This is a genomic window from Coprococcus sp. RTP21204st1_G4_RTP21204_210225 (assembly GCF_040915385.1).
GTDB classification, from domain to species: Bacteria; Bacillota; Clostridia; order Lachnospirales; family Lachnospiraceae; genus Allocoprococcus; species Allocoprococcus comes.
Genome location: NZ_JBCPDP010000004.1, coordinates 102,966 through 125,575, shown reverse-complemented (window position 1 = coordinate 125,575; position 22,610 = coordinate 102,966). Strand labels below are relative to the sequence as shown.

Sequence of the window (22,610 nt, the reverse complement as noted above, 5' to 3'; positions counted from 1 at the left end):
CTCTTATCCCCAGTATTCTTTATCCATAACCCGATAACCCAGTGCCTCTCGGAGTGTCACAAGATCGATCTCCTCTTTTTCCTCCATATCTGCGATCGTCCGTGCCACCTTCAACACTTTATGATAGCTTCTCACCGTCAGCTTCATCACTTCATAAGCCTGGCGCATCATCCGTTCTTCCTCTTTCCCAAGACGGCAGTATTTTTCAATTTCATTTTGCCCCATCTGTGCATTTTTTGTCAGCTTTTCTTCTCGAAAACGATCCATCTGACGCATTCTTGCAAGCATCACTTTTCCTCGCATGGTTCTGGAATCCATCCCTGTTCCCTTTCCGGTCAGTTCTTCATATTCGACCTTGGGTGCCTCCATGCAGATATCAATCCGATCCAGAAACGGCTGGCTCAACTTTCCCTGATAATTCCGGATCTGCCCGGGCGTACAGGTACATTGGGGACCAGGAGCCATTCCGCAGGGACATGGATTCGTTGCAGCAACCAACATAAAGTCTGCCGGAAAAATATAAGCTCCCTGCTGCCTTGCCAGATGAATGCATTTTTCTTCCAACGGCTGCCTGAGCACTTCCAGAACACCTCTCGGAAACTCCGCCAGCTCATCCAGAAAAAGGACACCTCCATGCGCAAGTGTTGCTTCTCCCGGCGATGGGATTCGTCCGCCTCCGATGAGCGCTGCCCGTGTCACAGTATGATGGACCTCCCGGAACGGTCTCTGCCAGATCAGCGGATTCTTTCTTTTAAGCAGTCCAGCCGTACTGTAAATCCCCGTGATCTCCAGACTTTCTTCCCGGTCAAGCGGTGGTAGGATCGTCGGGATCCGTTTGGCAAGCATCGTCTTTCCGGAACCAGGCGGACCGACATAAAGCAGGTTATGTCCTCCTGCCACCGCCACCATCGTCGCTCTTTTTACTGCTTCCTGTCCCTGAATATCACTATAATCTATGTCCCATTCTTCCGTTCCATGAACCTCTTCCCGGTCAGTTTTCTCCATCTGAGGCATATACTCACCCTTCAGCCATCTGCATACCTCCTCCAGAGTCTCTGCCCCAAAAATCTGTATTCCCTGCGCCAGCCTTCCCTCATCCTCATTTGACTTCGGAATCACACAACACCTAAAACCAGCCTTCTTTGCTTCCAGAACAATCGGAAGGATTCCCTCTACCGGCTGCAGCTTTCCATCCAGTCCGAGCTCTCCTGCAAGTAAAATATCCTCCACTGCTTTTTCCGGGAAAATCCCCATTGCCCCGAGTACTGCAACTGCAATTGGAAGGTCAAATACCGATCCCTTCTTGCGGACACATGCCGGCGACAGATTGATTACAATCTTTTTCGCCGGCATGATATAACCGGCATTACGCATGGCAGTTCTTACCCGTTCTGCGGCTTCCTTTACCTCAGAAGACAGATATCCCACCATATGAAACATTGGAAGTCCGTTCCCTGCATCTGCCTCTACCTGCACAAATTCTACTTTCAGCCCCAGAATCGTTGCCGAATGTACCTTATAAAATCCCATATTAAATTCACCCTTGCCTTTCCCCGGCAAAAGTTCAGAAGTTTTATTTCAGAAAATGTATGGCGAAATGCCATGAGTGATTTGCTAAAAGAAAACCGATATCTTTTAGAAAATGTATCCTTATGATAGTATGGGTAGGGGATTTTGTCAAGATGATTGAGAGGGGAAATTTGTGGGAGTAGGTTGTGAGGTCATCGTGGGAGAATCATCTCTTTTGATTTTCCCACGATGACCGCCGTACTTTACTGGCAAAGTTTTGCCTTGCTGTATCATAGATGGGACAAAATGCCACTGCACAGGTGGGATGGAACCCTGTGTGCAGTGGCATTTTCTAAAGAAGCATTATTTGCTTAATCTTTGTTTCATGTATTCGTTGGCGTTTAATTCCAGGGTATCTTCCAGTGGCGCAAGTGGTTCTATTTGACCGTATTTGCGTTCGAGGGCAGTTTGTAATATAAAATCGCAGAGAACCGGGTTCTTTGGTAAAAGGGAGCCGTGCGAATAGGTTCCGAAGACATTTTTGTAGCGGGCTCCTTCGGTTTGGTCTTCTCCGTTGTTGCCGTAGCCTTTGAGCATTTTGCCGAGTGGTGATACGCCTTCACCCAGGTAGGTCTTGCCGGAATGATTTTCAAAGCCGACTACGACAGCTCCACTGCTCTCCGGGAGGGTCTCAAACATATAATTGCCAATCATACGCTCTTTTGATCCAACGGTATGAATGTTGATCGCGCCGGTAAAATCGAGCTGGACACCATCCCAGGTCTTATAATACTGGCCAAGCATCTGATAGCCTCCGCAGATTGCGAGGAAGGTCTTTTCATCTTCCACAGCCGCGCGGATCTCTGCTGCTTTTCCGGTCCCCAGGTCTTTCAGAAGGACTTCCTGTTCAAAATCCTGACCTCCGCCAATGAAGAAGATATCATAGCGGTTTGCATCCAGCGTTTCTCCGATCGAGCAGCCTTCTACATTGACCTTGATTCCCCGATCCTCCATACGACGTTTCATTGTGATGATATTGCCCCGGTCTCCATACAGATTAAGGATGTCCGGATAGAGATGACAGATATTCAGTTCCATAATTCCCTCCTTATTCGTAAAATGCCTTGATATCGGTATGCTTGCTGATCTCGCCGCGCAGATCAAACATAGCGGTATAAGTTGGCATAATAAATGTCGGTGTCTCATCCGCTCCGATTGCTTCTAAAAGGTTCTCATAGTCGCGGATCACTTCAATCCGTCCAGTGTCAAATCCTGCATATTTCAGGCGGAGCGCCATATCATCTGCACGGACTCCGGATACCAGAATACGGGTAAAGCGTGCGCTCTGGCGGGAAAGTGCTTCAAAATCCACATCCCAGATCCAGCTGATATCGGTTCCATCTGCATAACGGTCGTTCAGAAGGAACGCAATCTTGCACTCTTCCTCATCATTAGAGATCTGGTTGATGACCTGATTGTACCCTGCCGGGTTCTTGACAAGCATCATACGTGCTTTAGACTTGCCAAGTTCAAACTGTTCCGCACGTCCGAAACCACACTCAAATCTGCTGAGTGCATCAACTGCTGTGTCTTCATCGATTCCAACAATCTCCGCAGCCGCAACACAGGCTGCCGCATTGTAAATATTGTAACCTCCCGGAAGATTAATGTGCACATCATGGCTATGCCCGAATGCATTTAACACGATATCCGAAGAATCTGCTCCGGTACGCACTACCTGCGTCACGCCAACCTGCGGTGTCTGCCGGTGATATCCACATTTCGGACAGCGGAAACCGCCAAGATGGCTGTAAGTTCTGTAATCGTATTCATATTCTGTCTTACAATGAATACAGTACACTGCATCAGACAATTCAAACGCTGTCTCTTTGTAAATCGGCACATCCACCCCGAACCATACAACCTTATTCGGTACATCATCTGCAAGAGATGACGTCAATGAACAGTCCGCGTTCAGGCACAGGGTTGCATCCGGTACGTGGGTAATTCCTTCGCGGATTGCATTCAACGTGTGGGTGATCTCCCCATATCTGTCCAACTGGTCACGGAAAATATTGTTGACTACCAGACACTCTACCGGCAGCATCTCACTGGTCTTGCGGAACGCTGCCTCATCGCACTCGATCAATGCGTGTGTGTAGGAACACTTGCCAGAAAGACTGCAGTGCTGTGCAAACACCGTAATGATCCCGGTCAGAAGATTGGCACCGGATTTATTTGCGAAGTACTTATATCCGGCTTCTTCAAATGCCTGCTCGATCATACGGGACGTGGTCGTCTTTCCATTGGTTCCGGTCACTACCGTAACCTTCACCCCACGTGATAATTCCTTTAAAATATCTTTGTCAATTTTTAATGCGATCTTGCCCGGCAGGTTCGTTCCGCCTCGTCCCATCCGTCGCAGGACTGCATTGGATGTCTTACAGGCAAGTACCGCTAATCTTGTCCTTATTCCCATAATTTTTTCCTTTTCTCTCGTAATCTCATTTCTTTTGTAAAACATATCTGCTACTACATGATTCAACGCTCATTATAACGCATTTTCAGACGTACCACAAGCGCAAAATAACCCGAATGGAAAAGCACAGAACATTTCACTTTTACATACAATGTTAGTAACTCTATTTTGAGGTAATCGTATTGAAATCCTTTCCTCCGCCTCTTACTCCAAAAGAGGAATCCGAGCTTCTGAGACGCAGTGCAGACGGTGACAATGAGGCCCGTCATATTCTGATCGAGCACAATCTCCGTCTGGTCGCTCATGTCATAAAAAAATATCAGCATCTGGAGGACGATACAGAAGATCTTCTGTCCATCGGAACCATCGGCCTTATCAAAGCAGTTTCCACCTTTAACCCGGACAAAAAAGCCCGGCTTGCCACCTACGCCTGCCGCTGCATCGAAAATGAACTTCTGATGATGCTGCGCACCAAGCGGAAGAGTAACCGGGAAACCTCCCTATACGAACCGATCGGTACAGACCGGGAAGGGAACGAGATCCGCCTGTATGATGTTATCGAATCTGATGAAGAAGATGCCTGTATGCAGCTTGCCTTGAAAAATGATATTTCTCTTCTCTATGAAAAACTGGAATCCGTTCTCACCGACCGCGAACAGCTGATACTGAAAAAACGCTACGGTCTTTATGGTGAAAAAGAATATACCCAGAAAGAAGTTGCAGCTTCTCTTGGCATCTCACGTTCCTATGTTTCGCGAATTGAAAAAGGGGCGATTCAAAAACTCCGCCCCTGCTTTCTTCCTTCTCATTTTTAATTTTTGCCGGTCTAGATCCTGTCTGTCCATTTTAAAATTCATGATGCTTCTTTCACACCGGCAGACAGGACACTCTACTCAAACATTCCTATACCAAAAAGCAGAATGCCAAGTCCCAGAAAGACGCTACTTACAAGCACAAGCCCCAGCAGAGTTTTCTTTTTCTCTCTTGGCAGAAGTCCCCTGTCGTATCCCGGCTGTCCTTTATGGATCAGGTAATTCCCCGCATAAATCAAAAACGGTCCTGCCGAAGCATAAATAAAATACACCGCCACCGTCACAAGCAAAATGCCTGTCGATGCCATAGCTTCTGCACTTTCCATCTGCTCTGAAGTCACACTGGAAGTAAGCTGTAAAAGCAATGTCGGTAACGCATTATTGATTAGATGGAAGAACATGTTATAAAACATGTTATCCGTCTCGGCAAGCAGATATCCCATGGCGATTCCAAGCATCGCTGTCGGCACAAACCGCCAGAAGCTTCCGTGAAATGCACCGAACACTGCTGCACTGATCAGAATTGCCGGCCATGGACTCCTAAAGCCACGAAAACAGCTGAAAAGCCCGCCTCTGAATGCTATTTCCTCAAAAATCGCCGGCGTGACACAGATCAGAAGAAATGCAAGCCCAAACGGCAGTCCACCGGATAATTCACTCACACTTTCTGTAGCCCCACTCATCTGCTCCGGAAATACATAAAGCAGGATCGATGTCGGAATCATCGTGATCAGAAGGGTTCCGATCCACATCAGCAATGTTCCGACAGTCTTTGCGATCGTCGGTCTGTGAAATGGAAATGCACGCTTTACGTCTTCCCTGAAAAGCACTACTATTCCAAGTGCCAGCACCGCAAGAAGACCCTCATACATTGGAATTCCCCACTCACCAAAATAATAGACACAAAATCCGGAAAGCCAGAATATATCCACGCCGTACAGAAGGATCAGTACGATCGCCGCATATGGCTTCCACGTTTTTTTATTCATCTGCTTCCTCTTTTCTTCTGAGAATATCGTACTTGTCAGCCCTACCGGAAAGTTCTACATACAGTACCTGCTTCGGATGTGGTGCACTCTCCTGTTCTTCTCCTTCTTCATTTACGATCCGTTTTACCTGAACCTCCACGTTATCTCCGTTCGGTTTCATGATCTCAATCGTCTCGCCCACCGAAAATTTATTTCTCTGTTCGATCTTCACCATACCGTCTTTAATCTCTTCTGTGATTCCAAGATATGTGTACTCCCGGATATAGGTGTTGCTGTCATAAATCTGTGCCTCTTCCGATGGTTTTCCAAAGAAAAATCCAGTTGTAAACTGCCGATAGGTACAATTCGAGATCTGGTCCAGATACCACGGCATATTCTTCCTGTAAAGCTCCGGATCTTTCTGATAATCATCAATTGCTTTCCGGTATGTTCTCGCTACAGTTGCCACATACAGAGCCGTTTTCATTCTTCCTTCGATCTTGAAGCTGTCAATCCCCGCATCGATAAGCTCCGGAATATGTTCGATCATGCAGAGGTCTTTTGAATTGAAAATATACGTTCCTCTCTCATTTTCATAAACCGGCATATATTCTCCCGGACGGGTTTCTTCCACAACAGAATATTTCCAGCGGCACGGATGAGTGCATGCGCCATGGTTTGCATCCCTGCCTGTAAAGAAATTACTGAGCAGACATCTTCCGGAATAAGAAATACACATTGCACCGTGTACGAATGTCTCAATCTCCAGATCATCTGGGATATGTGCACGGATTTCTTTGATCTCACGCATGGAAAGTTCTCTTGCAGATACAACTCTGCTCGCCCCTTGTCTGTACCAGAACATATAAGTTGCATAATTTGTATTATTGGCCTGTGTACTCACATGTCTTTCAATTTCCGGACATACTTCTTTTGCGATCTCAAATACACCCGGATCAGCAATGATCAATGCATCCGGTTTTATTTCCTTTAACTCTTTAAAATATTCCCGCACGCCTTCCAGATCGTAGTTATGTGCCAGAATATTTGCAGTTACATATACTTTTACATCATGCTCATGTGCAAACCGGATTCCTTCCATCATATCTTCTTTGGAAAAGTTCTTTGCCTTTGCACGAAGTCCAAATGCTTCTCCTCCAATATAAACTGCATCTGCTCCAAATACGACTGCAGTCTTCAACACTTCCAGGCTGCTTGCCGGTATCAATAATTCAGGATGTCTTGCCATTATTTTTTTCCTTTCTGTTACTGTTATCTCCTGTTTTTATTTTCGCACGCTCAGTGCCACTCCATCTCCCAGCGGAAGAATAGACGTCTCAAGCTCAGGATGATGTTTCAGAGTATACAGATACTCCCTCATCCGGCTATGGATCGTGCGGTCTCTTCTTTCCACCGCAAACCGTGACTCAATAATATCTCCGTCCTGCAACACATTATCCGTGATCAGGATTCCTCCCGGCACAAGGAAACGCATCACCTGTTCTAAATATGCCGGATATTGTCCCTTTGCGGCATCCATAAACACAAAATCAAATCCTGCATCATCCGGCATGCCTTTCATGATCTCCAGTGCATCGCCTTCAAGCAACGTAATTTTCTGTTCCATACCTGCCCTGGCAAAATTGGCTCTGGCAATTGGAATCCTTTTTTCGTAATTTTCGATTGTTGTAATGCGACATTCCTCCGGAGAATATTTTCCCATCAGAATTGCCGAAAATCCAACTGCTGTCCCAATTTCAAGAATCTTTACCGGACGTTTGATCTCCAGCATTACTTTCAGAAAACTTTTTGTCTCTTTGCGGATGATCGGAACCATGTCCGCAAGGGCTTCCTGTCCGATCTCATCGAGAACGGGAATGTCCGCGCTTTCCAGAGAATGGAGGTAAGTCGTCAGTCGTTCTTCTACTATCATATCTTCCTCTTTTCTTCCAAGGGAATTCTTATCCTATACATTTATCATAGAAGCGCAGACAAAGTTTATTTTCTTTTCAACTCTGACTGCGCTTCTTTATGCAGATATCTTCGCATCTGCTTATTTTCATAAAAATGCCACAGGCATCTTTATATTATACATCCATAATGATCGGAAGGATCATTGGTTTTCTCTTGGTTCTTTTCCAGATAAAGTCATTCATTGTGTCGCGGATCACAAGCTTAATCTTGCTCCAGTCAGCATGACGGCTCATCAGACATTTTTCAACCGCTTCCGTAACAACCTTCCGTGCCTCTTCCATCAGGCTTTCAGATTCACGTACATAAACAAATCCACGGGATACGATATCAGGTCCGGCAAGAAGCTGGTTGGTACGCTTTTCCAGTGTCAGAACAACAATCAGGATTCCGTCTTCTGCCAGATGCTGACGATCACGCAGTACAATATTACCGACATCACCAACACCGAGTCCATCTACCAGGATTTCTCCTGTGTGTACCTTATCTAAAACTTCTGCACTTTCATCATCCAGTGCGAGTACATCGCCTGACTTGAGGATGAAAATGTTGTCCTTCGGAATCCCAAGAGATTTGGCAATACCTGCGTTCGCTTTCAGATGACGGTATTCTCCGTGAACCGGAATTGCATATTTTGGTTTTACCAGTGAATAGATCAGCTTCAGCTCTTCCTGGCACGCATGTCCGGATACGTGCGTATCCTGGAAAATAACATTCGCTCCCTTTTCAGAGAGTTCATTGATGATATTCGATACCGCTTTTTCATTACCCGGGATCGGATTAGAGCTTAAAATGATTGTGTCACCCGGCATGATCGAGATCTTCTTATGGATATCTGCTGCCATACGTGACAGAGCCGCCATAGATTCTCCCTGGCTTCCGGTTGTGATAATCGTTGTCTTCTCTCTTGGATAGTTTTTCAACTGATCTGTCTCGATCAGCGTATTCTCCGGCACATTCAAATAGCCAAGCTCTGATGCAACCGAAATGATATTTACCATACTGCGGCCTTCTACAACTACTTTACGTCCATACTTGTAAGACGTATTGATGATCTGCTGTACACGGTCTACATTCGAAGCGAAGGTTGCTACAATAATTCTTGTATTGGAGTGTTCGGCAAAAAGCCGGTCAAATGTAGCTCCCACTGTCCTTTCTGACTGTGTAAAACCAGGTCTCTCCGCATTGGTACTGTCTGACATCAATGCCAGTACCCCTTTCTTGCCAATTTCTGCAAAACGCTGCAGATCAATCGCATCACCAAATACCGGTGTATAATCTACCTTAAAGTCTCCGGTATGCACAACAATACCTGCCGGCGAATAGATTGCCAGTGCCGATGCATCCTGGATACTGTGGTTCGTCTTGATAAATTCAATTCTGAATTTTCCAAGATTGATCGACTGTCCATGGCGCACTACTTTTCTTTTAGTTGAGCGGAGAAGATTGTGCTCTGTGAGCTTTTTCTCGATAATTCCCATAGTCAGCTTTGTTGTATAAATCGGCAGATTAATCTCTTTAAGCACATAAGGAAGCGCTCCAATGTGATCCTCATGTCCATGTGTGATCACAAAACCCTTCACCTTATCCGCATTGCTCTTAAGGTAACTGATATCCGGGATTACAAGATCGATTCCGAGCATATCATCTTCCGGGAACGACAATCCGCAATCTACTACAATAATACTGTCTTCATATTCAAAGGCAGTGATATTCATTCCGATCTTTTCAAGACCTCCAAGCGGAATGATCTTAAGTTTTGAGTTGCTTTTTTTCTTCAATCTCACACCTCCATATATTTTATGTATCTCATCCGTACATTTAATTATCGTAAAATTCGGAGTCCGCCTCTGTGTGCGAACCCCGTTCTTATCTGTCAGAAATATTCTTTTGACAGTTCCGTCTACACTTCAATCTCCACATCCTCCAGAAGCTCTTCGAACACCTTGAGTACGGCATTAAGCTCTACTTCCTCTTCTACCATCTCATAAACGCTGTCCTTCTCTTCCGGCGTACTTGTATCCTTCAAGATCAGGCACTCTGCATCATCCTCTTCTGAATCTGCAACCAGAAGGTAAGTCACTCCATTCAGTCTGGTCTGCTCCACAACAAAAAATTCTTCTGCTTCGCCGCCTTCTCCGCATGTAAACGTTAATTTTTCATTCTTCATATACTTTCCCCTTATCGTCTGATTGTATTCCAAAGCCTGTTACTTTTGCATACCCAGAGAGTCCAGATATCCCTGCAATATAAATACAGCCGCGATTTGATCCACATACTGCTTGCGGTTCTCCCGTCTTACGCCGGATTCCATAAGTGTCCGTTCCGCTTCCACCGTTGTAAGGCGCTCATCCCACATCACGATCTCAATGCCGGTACGCCGCTTCAGCATCTCTCCAAATTCCAGTGCCTTCTCTGCCCGTTCTCCGATATCATTATTCATATGTTTCGGAAAACCGATCACAAACTTCTCTACTCCATATTCGGTTGCAAGACTCTCAATCCTTGCCAGTGTCTTCCGAAGCTTGTTCTCGTCCTTCCTCGTAACTGTCTCCACTGCCTGTGCCGTAATCCCCAGAGGATCACTTACAGCAACACCTACGGTCTTCGTACCATAATCAAGTCCCATTATCCGCATCATATCTTCAACCTACAGTTCATGTCTGATATAAGCTTTTAATAATTCTTCTACTATCTCATCCCGCTCAACCTTCATCACAAGGCTTCTTGCTCCGTTATAGCTGGTAATGTATGTAGGATCACCGGACATAATGTATCCTACAATCTGATTCACCGGATTATATCCTTTTTCCACCAGAGCATTATATACAATTTCCAGAATATCTTTTGCCTGGATCTGTGGTCCTGTCTCTACCTGAAAAAATTGTGTATTCGTTATATCTTTCATCTTACGACCTCCAATACTTCATATTCATTTTAATATAATCTATACAAAAATTCAATGCATAATTTGTGAAAGTGAAGTAAGTTCTATCTCTTTTAACTGATTGGTCCACCGGTCTGCCTGTTCCGGTTCGCATGGAACCCCAATCCGCAGATATTCCTTGGTGTGCCCTGTGACATAATTTTTTCCATCACGCTCTGTTATCTCTTCAAATAGAACTTCCACCTTTTTTCCAAGCCATCCTTCTTCATAGCGCTGCATTTTTTTGCGGTTCAGTTCCAGCATGATATTGCTTCTTCGCGTTTTTTCATGTTCCGGGATCTGCCCGTCCATCTTCGCAGCCTTCGTTCCCTGGCGCTTTGAATACTTAAATATATGAGTCTCATAAAAATTGATGCTGTCTACAAAGTCCCGGGAGGCTTCAAATTCTTCCTCTGATTCCTGCGGGAATCCTACGATCACATCGGTTGTCAGTGCCGGATTTTCAAAATACTTCCGGAGAAGCTCACATTTTTCCCGATATTCTGCCACATCATATCTGCGGTTCATCCGTTTCAGGGTTGCATCACATCCGCTCTGCAGAGACAGGTGAAAATGCGGACATATCTTCGGCAGGCAAGCCAGTTCTTTTGCAAATTCTTCCGTCACGATACGCGGTTCCAGAGAACCCAGACGGATCCTTTTGATCCCTTCAACTCCATGTACCGCGCGGATCAGATCCAGGAGTCCTTCTGTCTGCTTTCCATTTTCATCTTTCCATTCCAATCCGTAAGAACTGAGATGGATTCCGGTAAGCACCACTTCCTGATACCCATGTTTCGCAAGTGTACGCACCTCTTCCACTACATCTTCCTTTTTCCTGCTGCGCACACGTCCTCTCGCATAAGGAATGATGCAGTAGGTACAGAACTGGTTGCAGCCATCCTGTACTTTCAGATATGCCCTTGTATGCTCTGCTGTCCGGGAAAGATGGAGGCTCTCATACTCGAAGGTATGGTTAATGTCAATGACCTCCTGCATCTGTTCCGGAATGTCTTCTTTAAAATATTCTTCCAGAAGGCGGATCAGATCCTTTTTTTTATTATTCCCGATTACAATATCTATATTCTCATCCAGCTCACCCATATCCGCCTGCGCCTGCACATAACAGCCGGCCGCTACGATCACTGCATCAGGATTCTGTTTTCGGGCACGATGGATCATCTGTCTGGACTTGCGGTCTGCCATATTCGTCACCGAGCAGGTATTGATCACATAGACATCTGCCAGATCATGAAACGGTACGATCTCATATCCGTTCTTTTCCAGCAGTTCCTGCATCGCTTCTGTTTCATAAGCATTTACCTTACAGCCCAGGTTGTGTAATGCTGCTTTTTTCATAAATTCATCCTACTTTCAATATTTATAACATTTAACGAAAATTTCATTCATTCTTCGGCGTTTTGTTCCTTGACTTTTTTATGTATAACTTTTAATATAACTATAGAAAATGAAATCAAGGAGGTGTGTTTTCAATGAAAACCGTACAAATTTCTTTAAATTCTATCGACAAAGTAAAATCATTCGTAAACGAAATCACAAAATACGATTACGATTTTGACCTGGTATCCGGAAGATATGTGATTGATGCAAAATCTATCATGGGTATCTTTAGTCTTGATCTTTCTAAACCGATCGATCTGAACATCCATGCTGAGAACCAGGATGCTGATAACATCATCGAACTTCTGAAACCATACTTAGTATAATAGAATGTGAAGTATCAGGACGCAGTACATTTTCTGTACTGCGTCCCTTCCTTTTTTGAGGAGAGCCTGAAAAAGCTCCCCTTTTTCTTTTATTATTTTACGATGATCGTCTCCACAGTATTCACTGCTTCTGCAAACAGTTCATCAATCTTTTCACTTAAGTTTTCTTCTGATTTGCGGATCACTTCTACATTCGGTTTTGTTACCGGATGTTTTGCCACAAAGATCGTACAACAGTCTTCGTATGGAAGAATGGAAGTCTCATAGGTTCCGATCTTCTCTGAAATATCTACGATCTCCTGCTTGTCAAATCCGATCAGCGGCCGATATACCGGCAATGTACATACATCGTTGGTTGCCATCAGGCTCTGCATGGTCTGGCTTGCCACCTGTCCGATACTTTCACCGGTAATAAGTCCCAGGCATCCGTCTTCTTTTGCAAAATGCTCTGCAATCCGCATCATATAACGGCGCATGATGATCGTCAATTCATCATGTGGGCATTTTTCATAGATATAAAGCTGGATATCGGTAAAGTTGACTACATGCAGCTTGATCGGTCCTGTATATTTGGAAACCTGCTTTGCAAGATCCACTACCTTCTGTTTGGCCCTCTCGCTGGTGTACGGCGGTGCATGGAAATAGGTTGCCTCCAGTCCGACGCCACGTTTGGAGATCATATAACCTGCAACCGGACTGTCGATTCCACCGGAAAGCAGAAGCATCGCGGTTCCATTGGTCCCGATCGGCATACCGCCAGGTCCCGGAATGATCTCGGAATAAATATAAATCTCTTCTCTTACCTCTACATGAAGCAGTACATCCGGGTGGTGTACATCTACCCGGATTTCCGGGAATGCATACAGAATAGCTTCTCCGAGGTCATAATTGATCTCCATTGATTTCTTCGGATAGGTTTTCTTTGCACGACGGGACTCTACCTTAAATGTGATATTCTTATCCGGATAAACCTCATCCATGTATGCGATCACATCTTTTTTCAGTTCTTCAAATCCTTTATCCTCTACGCGGACAACCGGACAGATCCCTACAATTCCGAATACTCTTTTCAGAGCTTCTACCACTTCATCTCCGTCATAATCTCCGTCACAGTCCACATAAACTCTTCCCTGTGCTTTATAAGTATGGAATAATCCATCCAGGTCTTTTAACGAATGCCTGATCTGTCTTACCAGTGCATCCTCGAACATATAACGGTTCTTTCCTTTGATTCCGATTTCTCCATATTTTATCAAATAAGTCTGAAACTTCATTCTTTCCTCCTAATGGCGTGTGTACTTTCTAAGCATCGGTACACAATTATATAATGTTTCCAGCGTATAGTCAATTTCTTCTTCTGTAGTAAATTCTGACATACTGAATCTGAGCGTTGCGTCCAGATATTCTTTTCCGGCTCCGATTCCCTTTAGCACTCCGCTGATCGCCGGATGGTTGGATGCACATGCCGAACCGGATGATACATAAATTCCCTTCTCTTCCAGTGTATGAAGAAGAACCTCACTCCGGATTCCTGCAAATCCCACACTGATGATATGTGGTGCACTTGTTTCATCATAAAGTCCGTGGATCACAGTATGATCGATTTTCTGTACCCCTTCGATAAAGTGCTGTTTCAAGGCACGCATATGTGCCACCTTTTCATCCAGGTCTGTGTAAATCGTCTTTGCTGCCAGCCCGATTCCTGCAATCCCCGGTACATTTTCTGTTCCGGAACGCATGTTTTTCTGCTGCTCGCCTCCGAAAATGATCGGTTTTACTTTTGCTTTTTCATTGATATAGATAAAACCGATTCCCTTCGGTCCATGGATCTTATGTCCGCTTACAGAAAGCATATCGATTCCCATCTTTTTCGGGTAAATCTTATATTTTCCAAATCCCTGTACTGCATCCACATGGAACAGGATATTTTTATTATATGCCTTTACGATCGCAGATGCTTCTGCAATCGGCTGAACCGATCCCACTTCGTTATTCACATACATGACCGATACCAGGATCGTCTCGTCACAGAGCGCTTCCTTTAACGCATCCAGGCGGATCCGTCCATACTCATCAACCGGAAGATAGGTCACACGATAACCCTCCTCCTCTTCCAGGTAACGCATGGTATTGAGAATTGCCGGATGTTCAATTGAACTGGTGATCAGATGCTTGCCGGCACGGTGATTGGCACGTGCACCTCCGATCAATGCAAGGTTGTCACTTTCTGTTCCACCGGATGTGAAATAAAGTTCCTTTTCCTGCACCTTCAGAATCTTTGCAAGTGTCTCCTTCGCCTCACGGACATACGCTTCTGCATCCACACCTTTTTTATGCATGGAGGATGGATTGCCGTAATCCTCACACATCACTTTTCCAACTATATCCCGAACACACTCATAGGCTCTCGTTGTTGCTGAATTATCCAGATAAACTTCCATTTTTCTTTGTCTCCCAAACACTTCTTCTCTTTATCTTATGCAGTTCTTTGCCTGCCGGTCTACTGTTCCAGTTCAAACATCAGTACAGCAAGCGTTGCAAGTCCGGCTGTCTCTGTCCGCAGGATCCGCCTGCCCAGGGTGATGACCTTCGCCCCCATACTGACTGCTGCATCAACTTCTTCCGGTTCAAATCCACCCTCTGGTCCAATAAAAATCCCAACAGACTGTCCACTTTTAATCTGACGGATCACTTCTCTTGTCACTTTCATACCACCTGCAAGTTCATACGGAAGCAACGTCACATCAAGCTCTTCTGCCATTTTCAGTGCTTCTTTATAAGAAAGCGGCATGGTAACTTCCGGGATCCGGCTTCTTCCGGCCTGCTTTGCCGCACTTTCTGCGATGGAATTCCAACGGTCTGCTTTTTTCGCTGCTTTCTTATCATCCAAACGAACAACAGAACGCTTCATTGCTACAGGAATCACCTGATACACGCCAAGCTCCACCGCTTTTTGCACGATCAGCTCCATCTTGTCGCTTTTAGGAAGCCCCTGGAAAAGATACAGCTTTGACGCCGGTTCTGTGTCCGCTTCCATTTCTTCCAGAATATGCAGAACCGCCACATCTTCTTCATAGGCTTCCACCTCGCACAGATAGGTTCTGCTTTCTCCGTCACTGATTTCAGCCTTTTCATGCAGCTTCATCCGGAGCACATTCTTCATATGATTAACATCTCCGCCTTCAATCCGGATCTTATCTCCGGAGATCTGCTGTGGTGTTACAAAAAAATGATGCATCTTTTCTGATCCTCTCTGCCTACGCTTTCGTTTCTTTTCTCGCTGTTACAGATACCCATTCTCCCTGATGATGAACCTCCAGGACCGTGAGACCTGCTGCCTCTACCGCTGCTTTTACTGTCTCCTCCTTGTCTTCGATGATACCACTTGTCACGTAGATACCACCATCTTTTAACTGGTTCACGATCACCGGTGTCAGTGGCACCAGTACGTCTGCAAGAATATTCGCCACAACGATATCATAGCATCCATAACCAACTTTATCCTGGACCGCTTTATCATCAATGATATTTCCGATCATTACTTCGTATTTATCCTTTGAAATACCGTTGACTTCCATATTTTCATAGGTTGCATCAATCGCACACGGATCCAGGTCTGTTCCTACAGAATACTTTGCACCGAACATCAGCGCCAGCATTCCAAGAATTCCACTTCCGCATCCTACATCCAGAATTCTGGTGTCCTCTGTCACATATTTGCGGAGCTGACGGATGCAGAGCTGTGTGGTCTCATGCATTCCCGTTCCGAATGCAGTTACCGGATCGATATGCACGATCATCTTGCCTTCATCTTCCGGCTTTACTTCTTCCCAGGACGGAATGATCAGGATATCATCCACATAGAACTGGTGAAAATATTTTTTCCAGTTATTGACCCAGTCCACATCCTCTGTCTGGGATTCTTCTATCGTTCCTTCACCTACTTCCACATAGGCACGCATATCTTCCAGTTCATTTTTCACAGCTTCCAGAAGACTTTCTTTATCTTCATCTTCTTCCAGATAGAAACTGATATATGCGATACCGTCATTGATTCCTGTCTCCGGAAGGATATCAACAAACATCTGCTCTTTTTCCGCCTGTGTCATCGGAATCTTATCCTCAATCTCGATTCCCTGTACACCAAGGTCCATCAGCATACTACTGACAATGTCTTCTGCCTCGGTTGTTGTCTTTAATCTGAATTTATTCCACTTCATATTGGTTCTCCTTTTATTGTTGTCCAAGCAAATAATCAATAAACTGCTGTGCAGTACGTCCGCTTAATCCACCATGGCTCAATTCCCATTTGTTTGCCTCCAGAAGAAGCTTTTCCTCTTCCATCTCGACACCGTAACGATCTGCAAGCGTGGTGACAATCTTCTGGAATTCTTTTTTATCCGGTTTTCCAAAATAAATGGTCACGCCGAATCTTGCTACCAGCGACAGTTTCTCCTGTACGGTATCATTGGTATGCAGTTCTTCATCTCTGTCAGCTTTATCTTTGAATGTCTCACGTACCAGATGTCTTCTGTTGGAAGTTGCATAGATCAGGATATTATCCGGTTTCTTCTCCAGACCGCCTTCGATCACCGCTTTCAGATATTTGTACTCAATCTCGAATTCTTCAAAAGAAAGATCATCCATATAAATAATAAATTTGTAATTCCGGTTCTTAATCTGTGCGATCACATCATTCAGGTCTTTGAACTGATGCTTGTACACTTCGATCATACGAAGTCCCTGGTCATAATACTGGTTCAGGATTGCCTTGATCGAAGAAGATTTACCGGTTCCGGCATCACCAAAAAGCAGACAGTTATTAGCTTTTTTACCCTTTACAAATGCCTCGGTATTATCGATCAGTTTCTTCTTGGCAATGTCATAGCCCACCAGATCGTCCAGATGGACGTGTGCAATCTTGGTGATCGGCACGATCTGTGCTCCTTCTTCCGTATGCTCAATACGGAATGCCTTGTGAAGTCCGAAAGTTCCCACTCCGAATTCTTTGTAGAACTGGGTTACAGTTGTCTTAAATTCTTCTGCATCATCTGTCTGTGCAAGAGCTTTGCTTAAGTCGCAGATCCGGTCGCGAATCCTCTTGTTAAATACATGTCCCTTGGCATTGACCGGATGATAGTCCTCAATCAGTTCCAGGCTGTCTGTACCGAGCTTTTCACCCATCTCTTTCAGATCATATTCGAACAGTTCTTTGAAAATCTGAAAATCATGAAGGGCTGCTTTATTGACGCTTCCCTCTACCTCTCCTACCACTTCACAGGCTGTGCTGTAAGCATTCTCACTGTTGGCAAGCAGAAACGTCAGGAAGGTATGCCAGAGGTTCCCCTCGAATCCATAGTTTGCAGCCAGCTCGATCAGCTCATTTAAATTTTCGAAAAGAAGGCTCTTCAAATCCTCTTTGTTGTAATAATCATTATCTGCATTGTCGATCAGAAATGTCATGTCCCGAAGCAGATCTTCATGTTCCATATAACGATATAATATCAGTTCATTTGTTCTCATAGACGTGTCCTCTCTTTTTCAGTCTAATAATTTCCAAGGATTTTCAGGTTCAGTGCTTCTTCCCTCAGTCCACGGATCGCATTTTTCACTGCGGCATCTGCCAGATTTCCTTCAAAGTCCACAAAGAAACGATATTCCCAGCTTTTTCCTTCTACCGGTCGGGATTCGATCTTTGTCATGTTCAGGTCATTGTAAATAAAATGGGAAAGCAGATGGTACAACGATCCACTCTCATGCGGTATTTCAAAGCAAATACTGATCTTGGATGCATTTTTCAGGAATACCTTCTGGTTTGTGACAATGATAAATCTTGTACTGTTGTCAGATTCGTCATTGATCTCTCTTGCCAGGATATCCAGTCCGTAAAGCTCTGCTGCATATTCGTTGCAGACAGCTGCCTGCGTGGTATCCTGGTCTTCCATCATCTTCTTGGCCGCCATAGAAGTATTGGCAACACTGATCTGCTGCCAGGTTCCGTGTTCATCCAGGAAATGGGATGTCTGCATCAGTCCTTGTGGATGTGAATACACTCTTTCAATGCTGGAAAGTGTAGTTCCTTTCACTCCGGCAAGCATATGCTTAATCGGAAGGACCGTCTCTCCTACAATGTAATTTTCAAATTCCACCAGAAGGTCATACACCTGTGTCACCGGACCTGCGGAAGAATTTTCAATTGGAAGGACTGCATAATCTGCGCTTCCCTCTTCAATTGCTTCCATTGCATCACGAAATGACGGTACATGGAAGTTTTTCACATTTTTCCCAAAATATTTTAACATAGCTGCCTGATTGTTGGCTCCTTCCACTCCCTGGAAGACCACACGTGCACCATCAAGATCCAGCTGATCCAGTCCGATAAAGGGAAGTCTTCCCAGAACTCCTTCCTCAGAAAGACGCTGGTACTGCAGCTTTCTGCTCATGCTCATCAGCTGTTCAAAAAGCTCCCGGATCCCTTTTTTGTTAAAATCTGTGGACACCTTTTCCGCTACTGCTGCCAGTTTCTCGTTCTCTCTTGTCTTATCAAATACCTTTCGTCCGTTCTTTATCTTATATTCTGCAACTCCTTCGCAGACCTTCATACGTCTCTCATAAAGCGTGGTGATCTGGTCATCGATCACATCCAGCTCTTTTCTCATCTCTTCCAGACTCTGCATCGTCCCACTCCTTATCGTTTTATCCTTATGTCTTCTTACGCTGACGTTACTAATTTTTCATTATAATATATTTTTTCTGTAAAATCTACATTTCTTCGCAAACCCGATCAGAAAAAACATGTAAAACTTTGTTGAAATAACCATGTTTTTGTTATATTATAGATAAAGAATATATGAACCCGCACATATTCTGCGGTTATTTTTAAGGAGGTTTCTTATGAGACATTTAATGAGTCCTTTAGATTTTTCTGTGGAAGAGCTCGACCAGCTTATGGATCTTGCAGGTGATATCGAAGCTCATCCGGAAAAATATGCACACGCCTGCGCAGGCAAAAAGCTTGCCACTTTATTCTATGAGCCAAGTACCCGTACCCGACTGAGTCATGAAGCAGCAATGATGAATCTCGGTGGTAATGTACTTGGCTTTTCTTCGGCAGCTTCCAGCTCTGCTACCAAAGGGGAAAGCGTAGCAGATACGATCCGTATGGTTTCCTGCTATGCAGATATCTGTGCGATCAGACATCCAAAAGAAGGTGCACCGATGGTTGCAGCACAGTACTCTTCAATCCCGGTGATCAACGCAGGTGATGGCGGACATCAGCATCCTACACAGACACTGACTGACCTTTTAACCATCCGTTCTTTAAAAGGACGTCTGAATAATCTGAAGATCGGACTCTGTGGAGATCTCAAATTCGGTCGTACCGTACATTCTCTGATCAATGCCCTGGTGCGTTATGAGAACATCGAGTTTGTACTTATTTCACCGGAGGAACTGCGTCTGCCAGGTTATGTACGCAAAGACGTACTGGATAAGAAAAATATCCCATATACAGAAGTAGAACGCCTGGAGGATGCCCTTCCGGATCTCGATATCCTTTATATGACACGTGTTCAGAAGGAACGTTTCTTCAACGAGGAAGATTATATCCGTATGAAAGATTTCTACATCCTGGACAAAGGGAAAATGGAACTTGCACCAAAAGATATGCTGGTTCTCCATCCACTTCCGCGTGTCAACGAAATTTCTGTTGAAGTTGATGATGATCCAAGAGCTGTTTATTTCAAGCAGGTACAGTATGGTGTCTATATCCGTATGGCACTGATCCTGACACTTTTGGATATTCATGTAGATTAAGGGAGGCGAAAGACATGGTTGAAAATACACTGAACATTGGGAAAATTTCAGAGGGCTTCGTACTGGATCACATCAAAGCAGGAAAAAGCATGGATATCTACAAATATCTGAAACTTGATCAGCTTGACTGCTGCGTAGCCATCATCAAGAATGCCAAAAGTAACAAGATGGGTAAAAAGGACATCATCAAGATTGAATGCCCGATCGATATCATTGATCTGGATATCCTTGGTTTTATCGATCATAATATCACGGTAAACATTATCGAAGATTCCAAGATTGTTGAGAAAAAAGAACTGAAACTGCCATCTGAAATCAAGAATGTAATCAGATGCCACAATCCGAGATGTATTACTTCGATTGAACAGGGACTGGATCATGTGTTTGTACTGACTGATCCGGAGAACGAAGTGTATAGATGTAAATACTGTGAAGAGAAATACAACAGAAAGCGGGGCTAGCGTCGGCTTGTTGGACTAGGCGGACAGGTGTCACGCAAAGGACGCATGAAAAAAGAAATTTTTTTCATGCGTCCTTTATTTTTTGTCTCCTTCGTACAGTAAGAAAGGAGATCTTGGTATTGCTCGTCCTGTTTTCTGCAGTATGTTTGTCCGACACAGCATACAGTGGATGTTGACAGAATGCAGTCATAGGCTTGCAGGGACAAAGCACATCATCACTGCGGATCTTCCTATTTTCTTCAGTCCTGACAGATCCAACTCATACACATTCCAACAAGCAGGATCAGCGCAATACTTAATAACATAAAAAATACCTCCTATAGACGCACAAAAACAAAAACGAATATGTCTTCGAAATTTCTGGTATTTGTCCATAAAAATCTTTCCCTTGATTTTAAAACAAATCCAGCATATTATCCAGATACAATTCCTCTCTTACATGCAGCTGATATTCCGGCTTTGTCATATAATACAGCAGAAATTCCAGGATCAGCGCACTTCCAAGTCCCCTGCCTTCGATCTTAAAATTTGTAAATTCCATCGGCAAATAGATATTTTTGATATCGTCTACGCTGATAAATCCCGGATTTGTCATTGCTTTTGAAAAACGATAGCCTTCCTTTGCATTTGGCGCAGTACACCGGTGTTCCTCTCCATCTTCTCCGAGATTCTTTCGGCTCACATCCTCATAACAGGCTTTCCGGTCCCTGCAGCCAAACCAACAACACTCATTACACAGGAATTCGACTTTATCCTTCTGACCTTCTGATAATGTATTCCATTTATCCAACATCTTATTCAGACGGAAATCCGGCACGACATATTGAAAATCTTCTCTCTGGATTTCCCGCAGACACTCCTGAAATTCGGTCAACACTTTCGTGGTAGATGAGACCAGATAAAACCCCGGATACTTCTTTTTCAGATAATCCACCAGCAGCTCTGAGTGCACGATCACACCGTTTTTCACACCTGTGCTTTTCTCAAATAACTGACAAAGCATATTGCATCTCTGATTCGCAAGGTGCTCTTTCCTGAGCAGAGAATTACTAAAGGTCAGACGGGCAGAAATCCCGTACTTCTGCATAAGTGCAAGCACTTCTTCCGGCTCAGCTTCTCCTGCTTCCACACGTCCTCCGCCCCACAGGCAGTCTTCCGGGGCTCCATAAATAGAACCAATCTCACACCAGTCATAGAAATACTCCCTGTGTGTATAAAACAGCGACAAAAAAAGTCTGTACAGTTCATAAAATTCAAACAAGCCCGGAAGATGGTAATATGCTACATTTCCTCTTTCCCGACTTTGAAAACGATTATTCCTCATTTGACACTCCTACATAACTTTAATCCTCCTAAAACTACCATATTTTTCAAACGATTGTCAAACGGATTATCACGTTTTTTTATTTTTCATTCCACTCAAAAAATCATTCACACAATACTACGATATCATAAAAATTAAAGCTTTTTAAATGGCACCGCAACAAAAAAAGAATCTATATCCTTCATGAATATGAATACAGATTCTTTTCAAAATTTCTCAATTAAAAATAAAAAAGCAAGCAAAACGATAAGCCGGGTTATGTCGTGGACGTTCATCTATCCAGTTCTGCTGTTGCCAGCAGACTCAAGCGACCAACCTGAAGCATGACGGGCCGCCATACCACTTCTTTTCGGTCTTGCTTCGGATGGGGTTTACATATGCCCTGTGTGTTACCACCCAGGCGGTAGTCTCTTACACTGCCCTTCCAACCTTACCTGCATCTGCAGGCGGTATATTTCTGTTGCACTATCCTTAGAGTCACCTCTACCGGACGTTATCCGGCATCCTGCCCTGTGAAGCCCGGACTTTCCTCGTCTGCGGCCTTTCGGCACCTGCATCCGCGAACGTCTGTCTTACTTGCCTTAGATACTTTATCACATTTTTTTATCAGTGTAAAGG

General features: G+C 44.4%; 22 protein-coding genes and 1 other RNA gene. 4 read left to right on the top strand and 19 right to left on the bottom strand.

Going from position 1 to position 22,610, the window contains the following annotated elements; translation table 11 throughout:
- Nucleotides 1-3: 3 nt before the first annotated feature.
- The 3 genes from AB5213_RS05165 to AB5213_RS05155 form a co-directional block, all read right to left on the bottom strand.
- A complete protein-coding gene (locus AB5213_RS05165; protein WP_368276401.1) occupies nucleotides 4-1,530 on the bottom strand; it encodes a YifB family Mg chelatase-like AAA ATPase in 1,527 nt (508 codons plus the stop codon).
- Nucleotides 1,531-1,872: 342 nt separating this feature from the next.
- Nucleotides 1,873-2,607, bottom strand: coding sequence for a type 1 glutamine amidotransferase (locus tag AB5213_RS05160; protein WP_022220376.1), 735 nt, complete (start codon nucleotides 2,605-2,607; stop codon nucleotides 1,873-1,875).
- Between the two features lie 10 nt (nucleotides 2,608-2,617).
- Complete coding sequence (locus tag AB5213_RS05155; RefSeq protein WP_070097294.1) at nucleotides 2,618-3,988, bottom strand: Mur ligase family protein; 1,371 nt, start codon at nucleotides 3,986-3,988, stop codon at nucleotides 2,618-2,620.
- A gap of 182 nt (nucleotides 3,989-4,170) precedes the next feature.
- Between AB5213_RS05155 and sigK the strand changes: the two genes are divergently transcribed.
- Nucleotides 4,171-4,803 (top strand): RNA polymerase sporulation sigma factor SigK, encoded by a 633-nt coding sequence (gene sigK, locus AB5213_RS05150; protein WP_368276400.1) that lies wholly within the window; start codon nucleotides 4,171-4,173, stop codon nucleotides 4,801-4,803.
- 74 nt (nucleotides 4,804-4,877) lie between these two features.
- Here sigK and AB5213_RS05145 read toward each other — a convergent pair whose 3' ends face one another.
- From AB5213_RS05145 to mtaB, 8 genes are all read right to left on the bottom strand, one after another.
- Nucleotides 4,878-5,789 carry a lysostaphin resistance A-like protein gene (locus AB5213_RS05145; protein WP_368276399.1) on the bottom strand — a complete coding sequence of 304 codons (912 nt, stop codon included), beginning with the start codon at nucleotides 5,787-5,789 and terminating at the stop codon, nucleotides 4,878-4,880.
- Nucleotides 5,782-7,017: a U32 family peptidase gene (locus AB5213_RS05140; RefSeq protein ID WP_008375008.1), complete on the bottom strand. Its 1,236-nt coding sequence runs from the start codon at nucleotides 7,015-7,017 to the stop codon at nucleotides 5,782-5,784. The genes AB5213_RS05145 and AB5213_RS05140 overlap by 8 nt, the downstream gene beginning before the upstream one ends.
- Nucleotides 7,018-7,053: 36 nt before the next feature.
- The gene (locus tag AB5213_RS05135) at nucleotides 7,054-7,701 is read right to left on the bottom strand and encodes an O-methyltransferase (RefSeq protein WP_368276398.1); all 648 of its coding nucleotides are present in this window, start codon (nucleotides 7,699-7,701) and stop codon (nucleotides 7,054-7,056) included.
- A gap of 154 nt (nucleotides 7,702-7,855) precedes the next feature.
- Nucleotides 7,856-9,520: a ribonuclease J gene (locus AB5213_RS05130; protein ID WP_022220372.1), complete on the bottom strand. Its 1,665-nt coding sequence runs from the start codon at nucleotides 9,518-9,520 to the stop codon at nucleotides 7,856-7,858.
- 122 nt (nucleotides 9,521-9,642) lie between these two features.
- Nucleotides 9,643-9,909 (bottom strand): DUF1292 domain-containing protein, encoded by a 267-nt coding sequence (locus AB5213_RS05125; RefSeq protein ID WP_055246887.1) that lies wholly within the window; start codon nucleotides 9,907-9,909, stop codon nucleotides 9,643-9,645.
- A 39-nt stretch (nucleotides 9,910-9,948) separates the two neighbouring features.
- Nucleotides 9,949-10,377: a Holliday junction resolvase RuvX gene (ruvX, locus tag AB5213_RS05120; protein WP_044999233.1), complete on the bottom strand. Its 429-nt coding sequence runs from the start codon at nucleotides 10,375-10,377 to the stop codon at nucleotides 9,949-9,951.
- A gap of 12 nt (nucleotides 10,378-10,389) precedes the next feature.
- A complete protein-coding gene (locus tag AB5213_RS05115; RefSeq protein ID WP_008374998.1) occupies nucleotides 10,390-10,647 on the bottom strand; it encodes an IreB family regulatory phosphoprotein in 258 nt (85 codons plus the stop codon).
- 51 nt (nucleotides 10,648-10,698) lie between these two features.
- A complete protein-coding gene (gene mtaB, locus AB5213_RS05110; protein WP_368276397.1) occupies nucleotides 10,699-12,024 on the bottom strand; it encodes a tRNA (N(6)-L-threonylcarbamoyladenosine(37)-C(2))-methylthiotransferase MtaB in 1,326 nt (441 codons plus the stop codon).
- Between the two features lie 134 nt (nucleotides 12,025-12,158).
- Here mtaB and AB5213_RS05105 point away from each other — a divergent pair, with 134 nt between their 5' ends.
- The gene (locus tag AB5213_RS05105) at nucleotides 12,159-12,392 is read left to right on the top strand and encodes an HPr family phosphocarrier protein (RefSeq protein WP_008374994.1); all 234 of its coding nucleotides are present in this window, start codon (nucleotides 12,159-12,161) and stop codon (nucleotides 12,390-12,392) included.
- A 92-nt stretch (nucleotides 12,393-12,484) separates the two neighbouring features.
- Here AB5213_RS05105 and thiI read toward each other — a convergent pair whose 3' ends face one another.
- The 6 genes from thiI to pheA are packed head-to-tail and all read right to left on the bottom strand — an operon-like array spanning nucleotide 12,485 to nucleotide 19,069.
- On the bottom strand, nucleotides 12,485-13,666 hold the full coding sequence (gene thiI, locus AB5213_RS05100; RefSeq protein ID WP_055155635.1) for a tRNA uracil 4-sulfurtransferase ThiI: 1,182 nt from the start codon (nucleotides 13,664-13,666) through the stop codon (nucleotides 12,485-12,487).
- 9 nt (nucleotides 13,667-13,675) lie between these two features.
- On the bottom strand, nucleotides 13,676-14,833 hold the full coding sequence (locus AB5213_RS05095; RefSeq protein ID WP_008374989.1) for a cysteine desulfurase family protein: 1,158 nt from the start codon (nucleotides 14,831-14,833) through the stop codon (nucleotides 13,676-13,678).
- Between the two features lie 59 nt (nucleotides 14,834-14,892).
- Entirely contained in the window at nucleotides 14,893-15,630 is a 738-nt protein-coding gene (locus tag AB5213_RS05090; RefSeq protein WP_055246891.1) for a 16S rRNA (uracil(1498)-N(3))-methyltransferase, read from the bottom strand.
- Between the two features lie 19 nt (nucleotides 15,631-15,649).
- A complete protein-coding gene (gene prmA / locus AB5213_RS05085) occupies nucleotides 15,650-16,612 on the bottom strand; it encodes a 50S ribosomal protein L11 methyltransferase (RefSeq protein WP_368276396.1) in 963 nt (320 codons plus the stop codon).
- A gap of 13 nt (nucleotides 16,613-16,625) precedes the next feature.
- Nucleotides 16,626-17,915 (bottom strand): ATP-binding protein, encoded by a 1,290-nt coding sequence (locus tag AB5213_RS05080; protein WP_022220371.1) that lies wholly within the window; start codon nucleotides 17,913-17,915, stop codon nucleotides 16,626-16,628.
- Nucleotides 17,916-17,938: 23 nt separating this feature from the next.
- Nucleotides 17,939-19,069: a prephenate dehydratase gene (pheA, locus tag AB5213_RS05075; protein WP_055155638.1), complete on the bottom strand. Its 1,131-nt coding sequence runs from the start codon at nucleotides 19,067-19,069 to the stop codon at nucleotides 17,939-17,941.
- A gap of 217 nt (nucleotides 19,070-19,286) precedes the next feature.
- Between pheA and pyrB the strand changes: the two genes are divergently transcribed.
- On the top strand, nucleotides 19,287-20,207 hold the full coding sequence (gene pyrB, locus AB5213_RS05070) for an aspartate carbamoyltransferase (RefSeq protein ID WP_173686484.1): 921 nt from the start codon (nucleotides 19,287-19,289) through the stop codon (nucleotides 20,205-20,207).
- A 14-nt stretch (nucleotides 20,208-20,221) separates the two neighbouring features.
- On the top strand, nucleotides 20,222-20,668 hold the full coding sequence (locus tag AB5213_RS05065) for an aspartate carbamoyltransferase regulatory subunit (RefSeq protein ID WP_008374977.1): 447 nt from the start codon (nucleotides 20,222-20,224) through the stop codon (nucleotides 20,666-20,668).
- Between the two features lie 394 nt (nucleotides 20,669-21,062).
- Here the strand turns inward: AB5213_RS05065 and AB5213_RS05060 are convergent, their stop codons facing one another.
- On the bottom strand, nucleotides 21,063-21,992 hold the full coding sequence (locus AB5213_RS05060; protein ID WP_368276395.1) for a hypothetical protein: 930 nt from the start codon (nucleotides 21,990-21,992) through the stop codon (nucleotides 21,063-21,065).
- Between the two features lie 231 nt (nucleotides 21,993-22,223).
- Nucleotides 22,224-22,571, bottom strand: an RNA gene (gene rnpB / locus AB5213_RS05055) — RNase P RNA component class A.
- Nucleotides 22,572-22,610 lie beyond the last annotated feature (39 nt).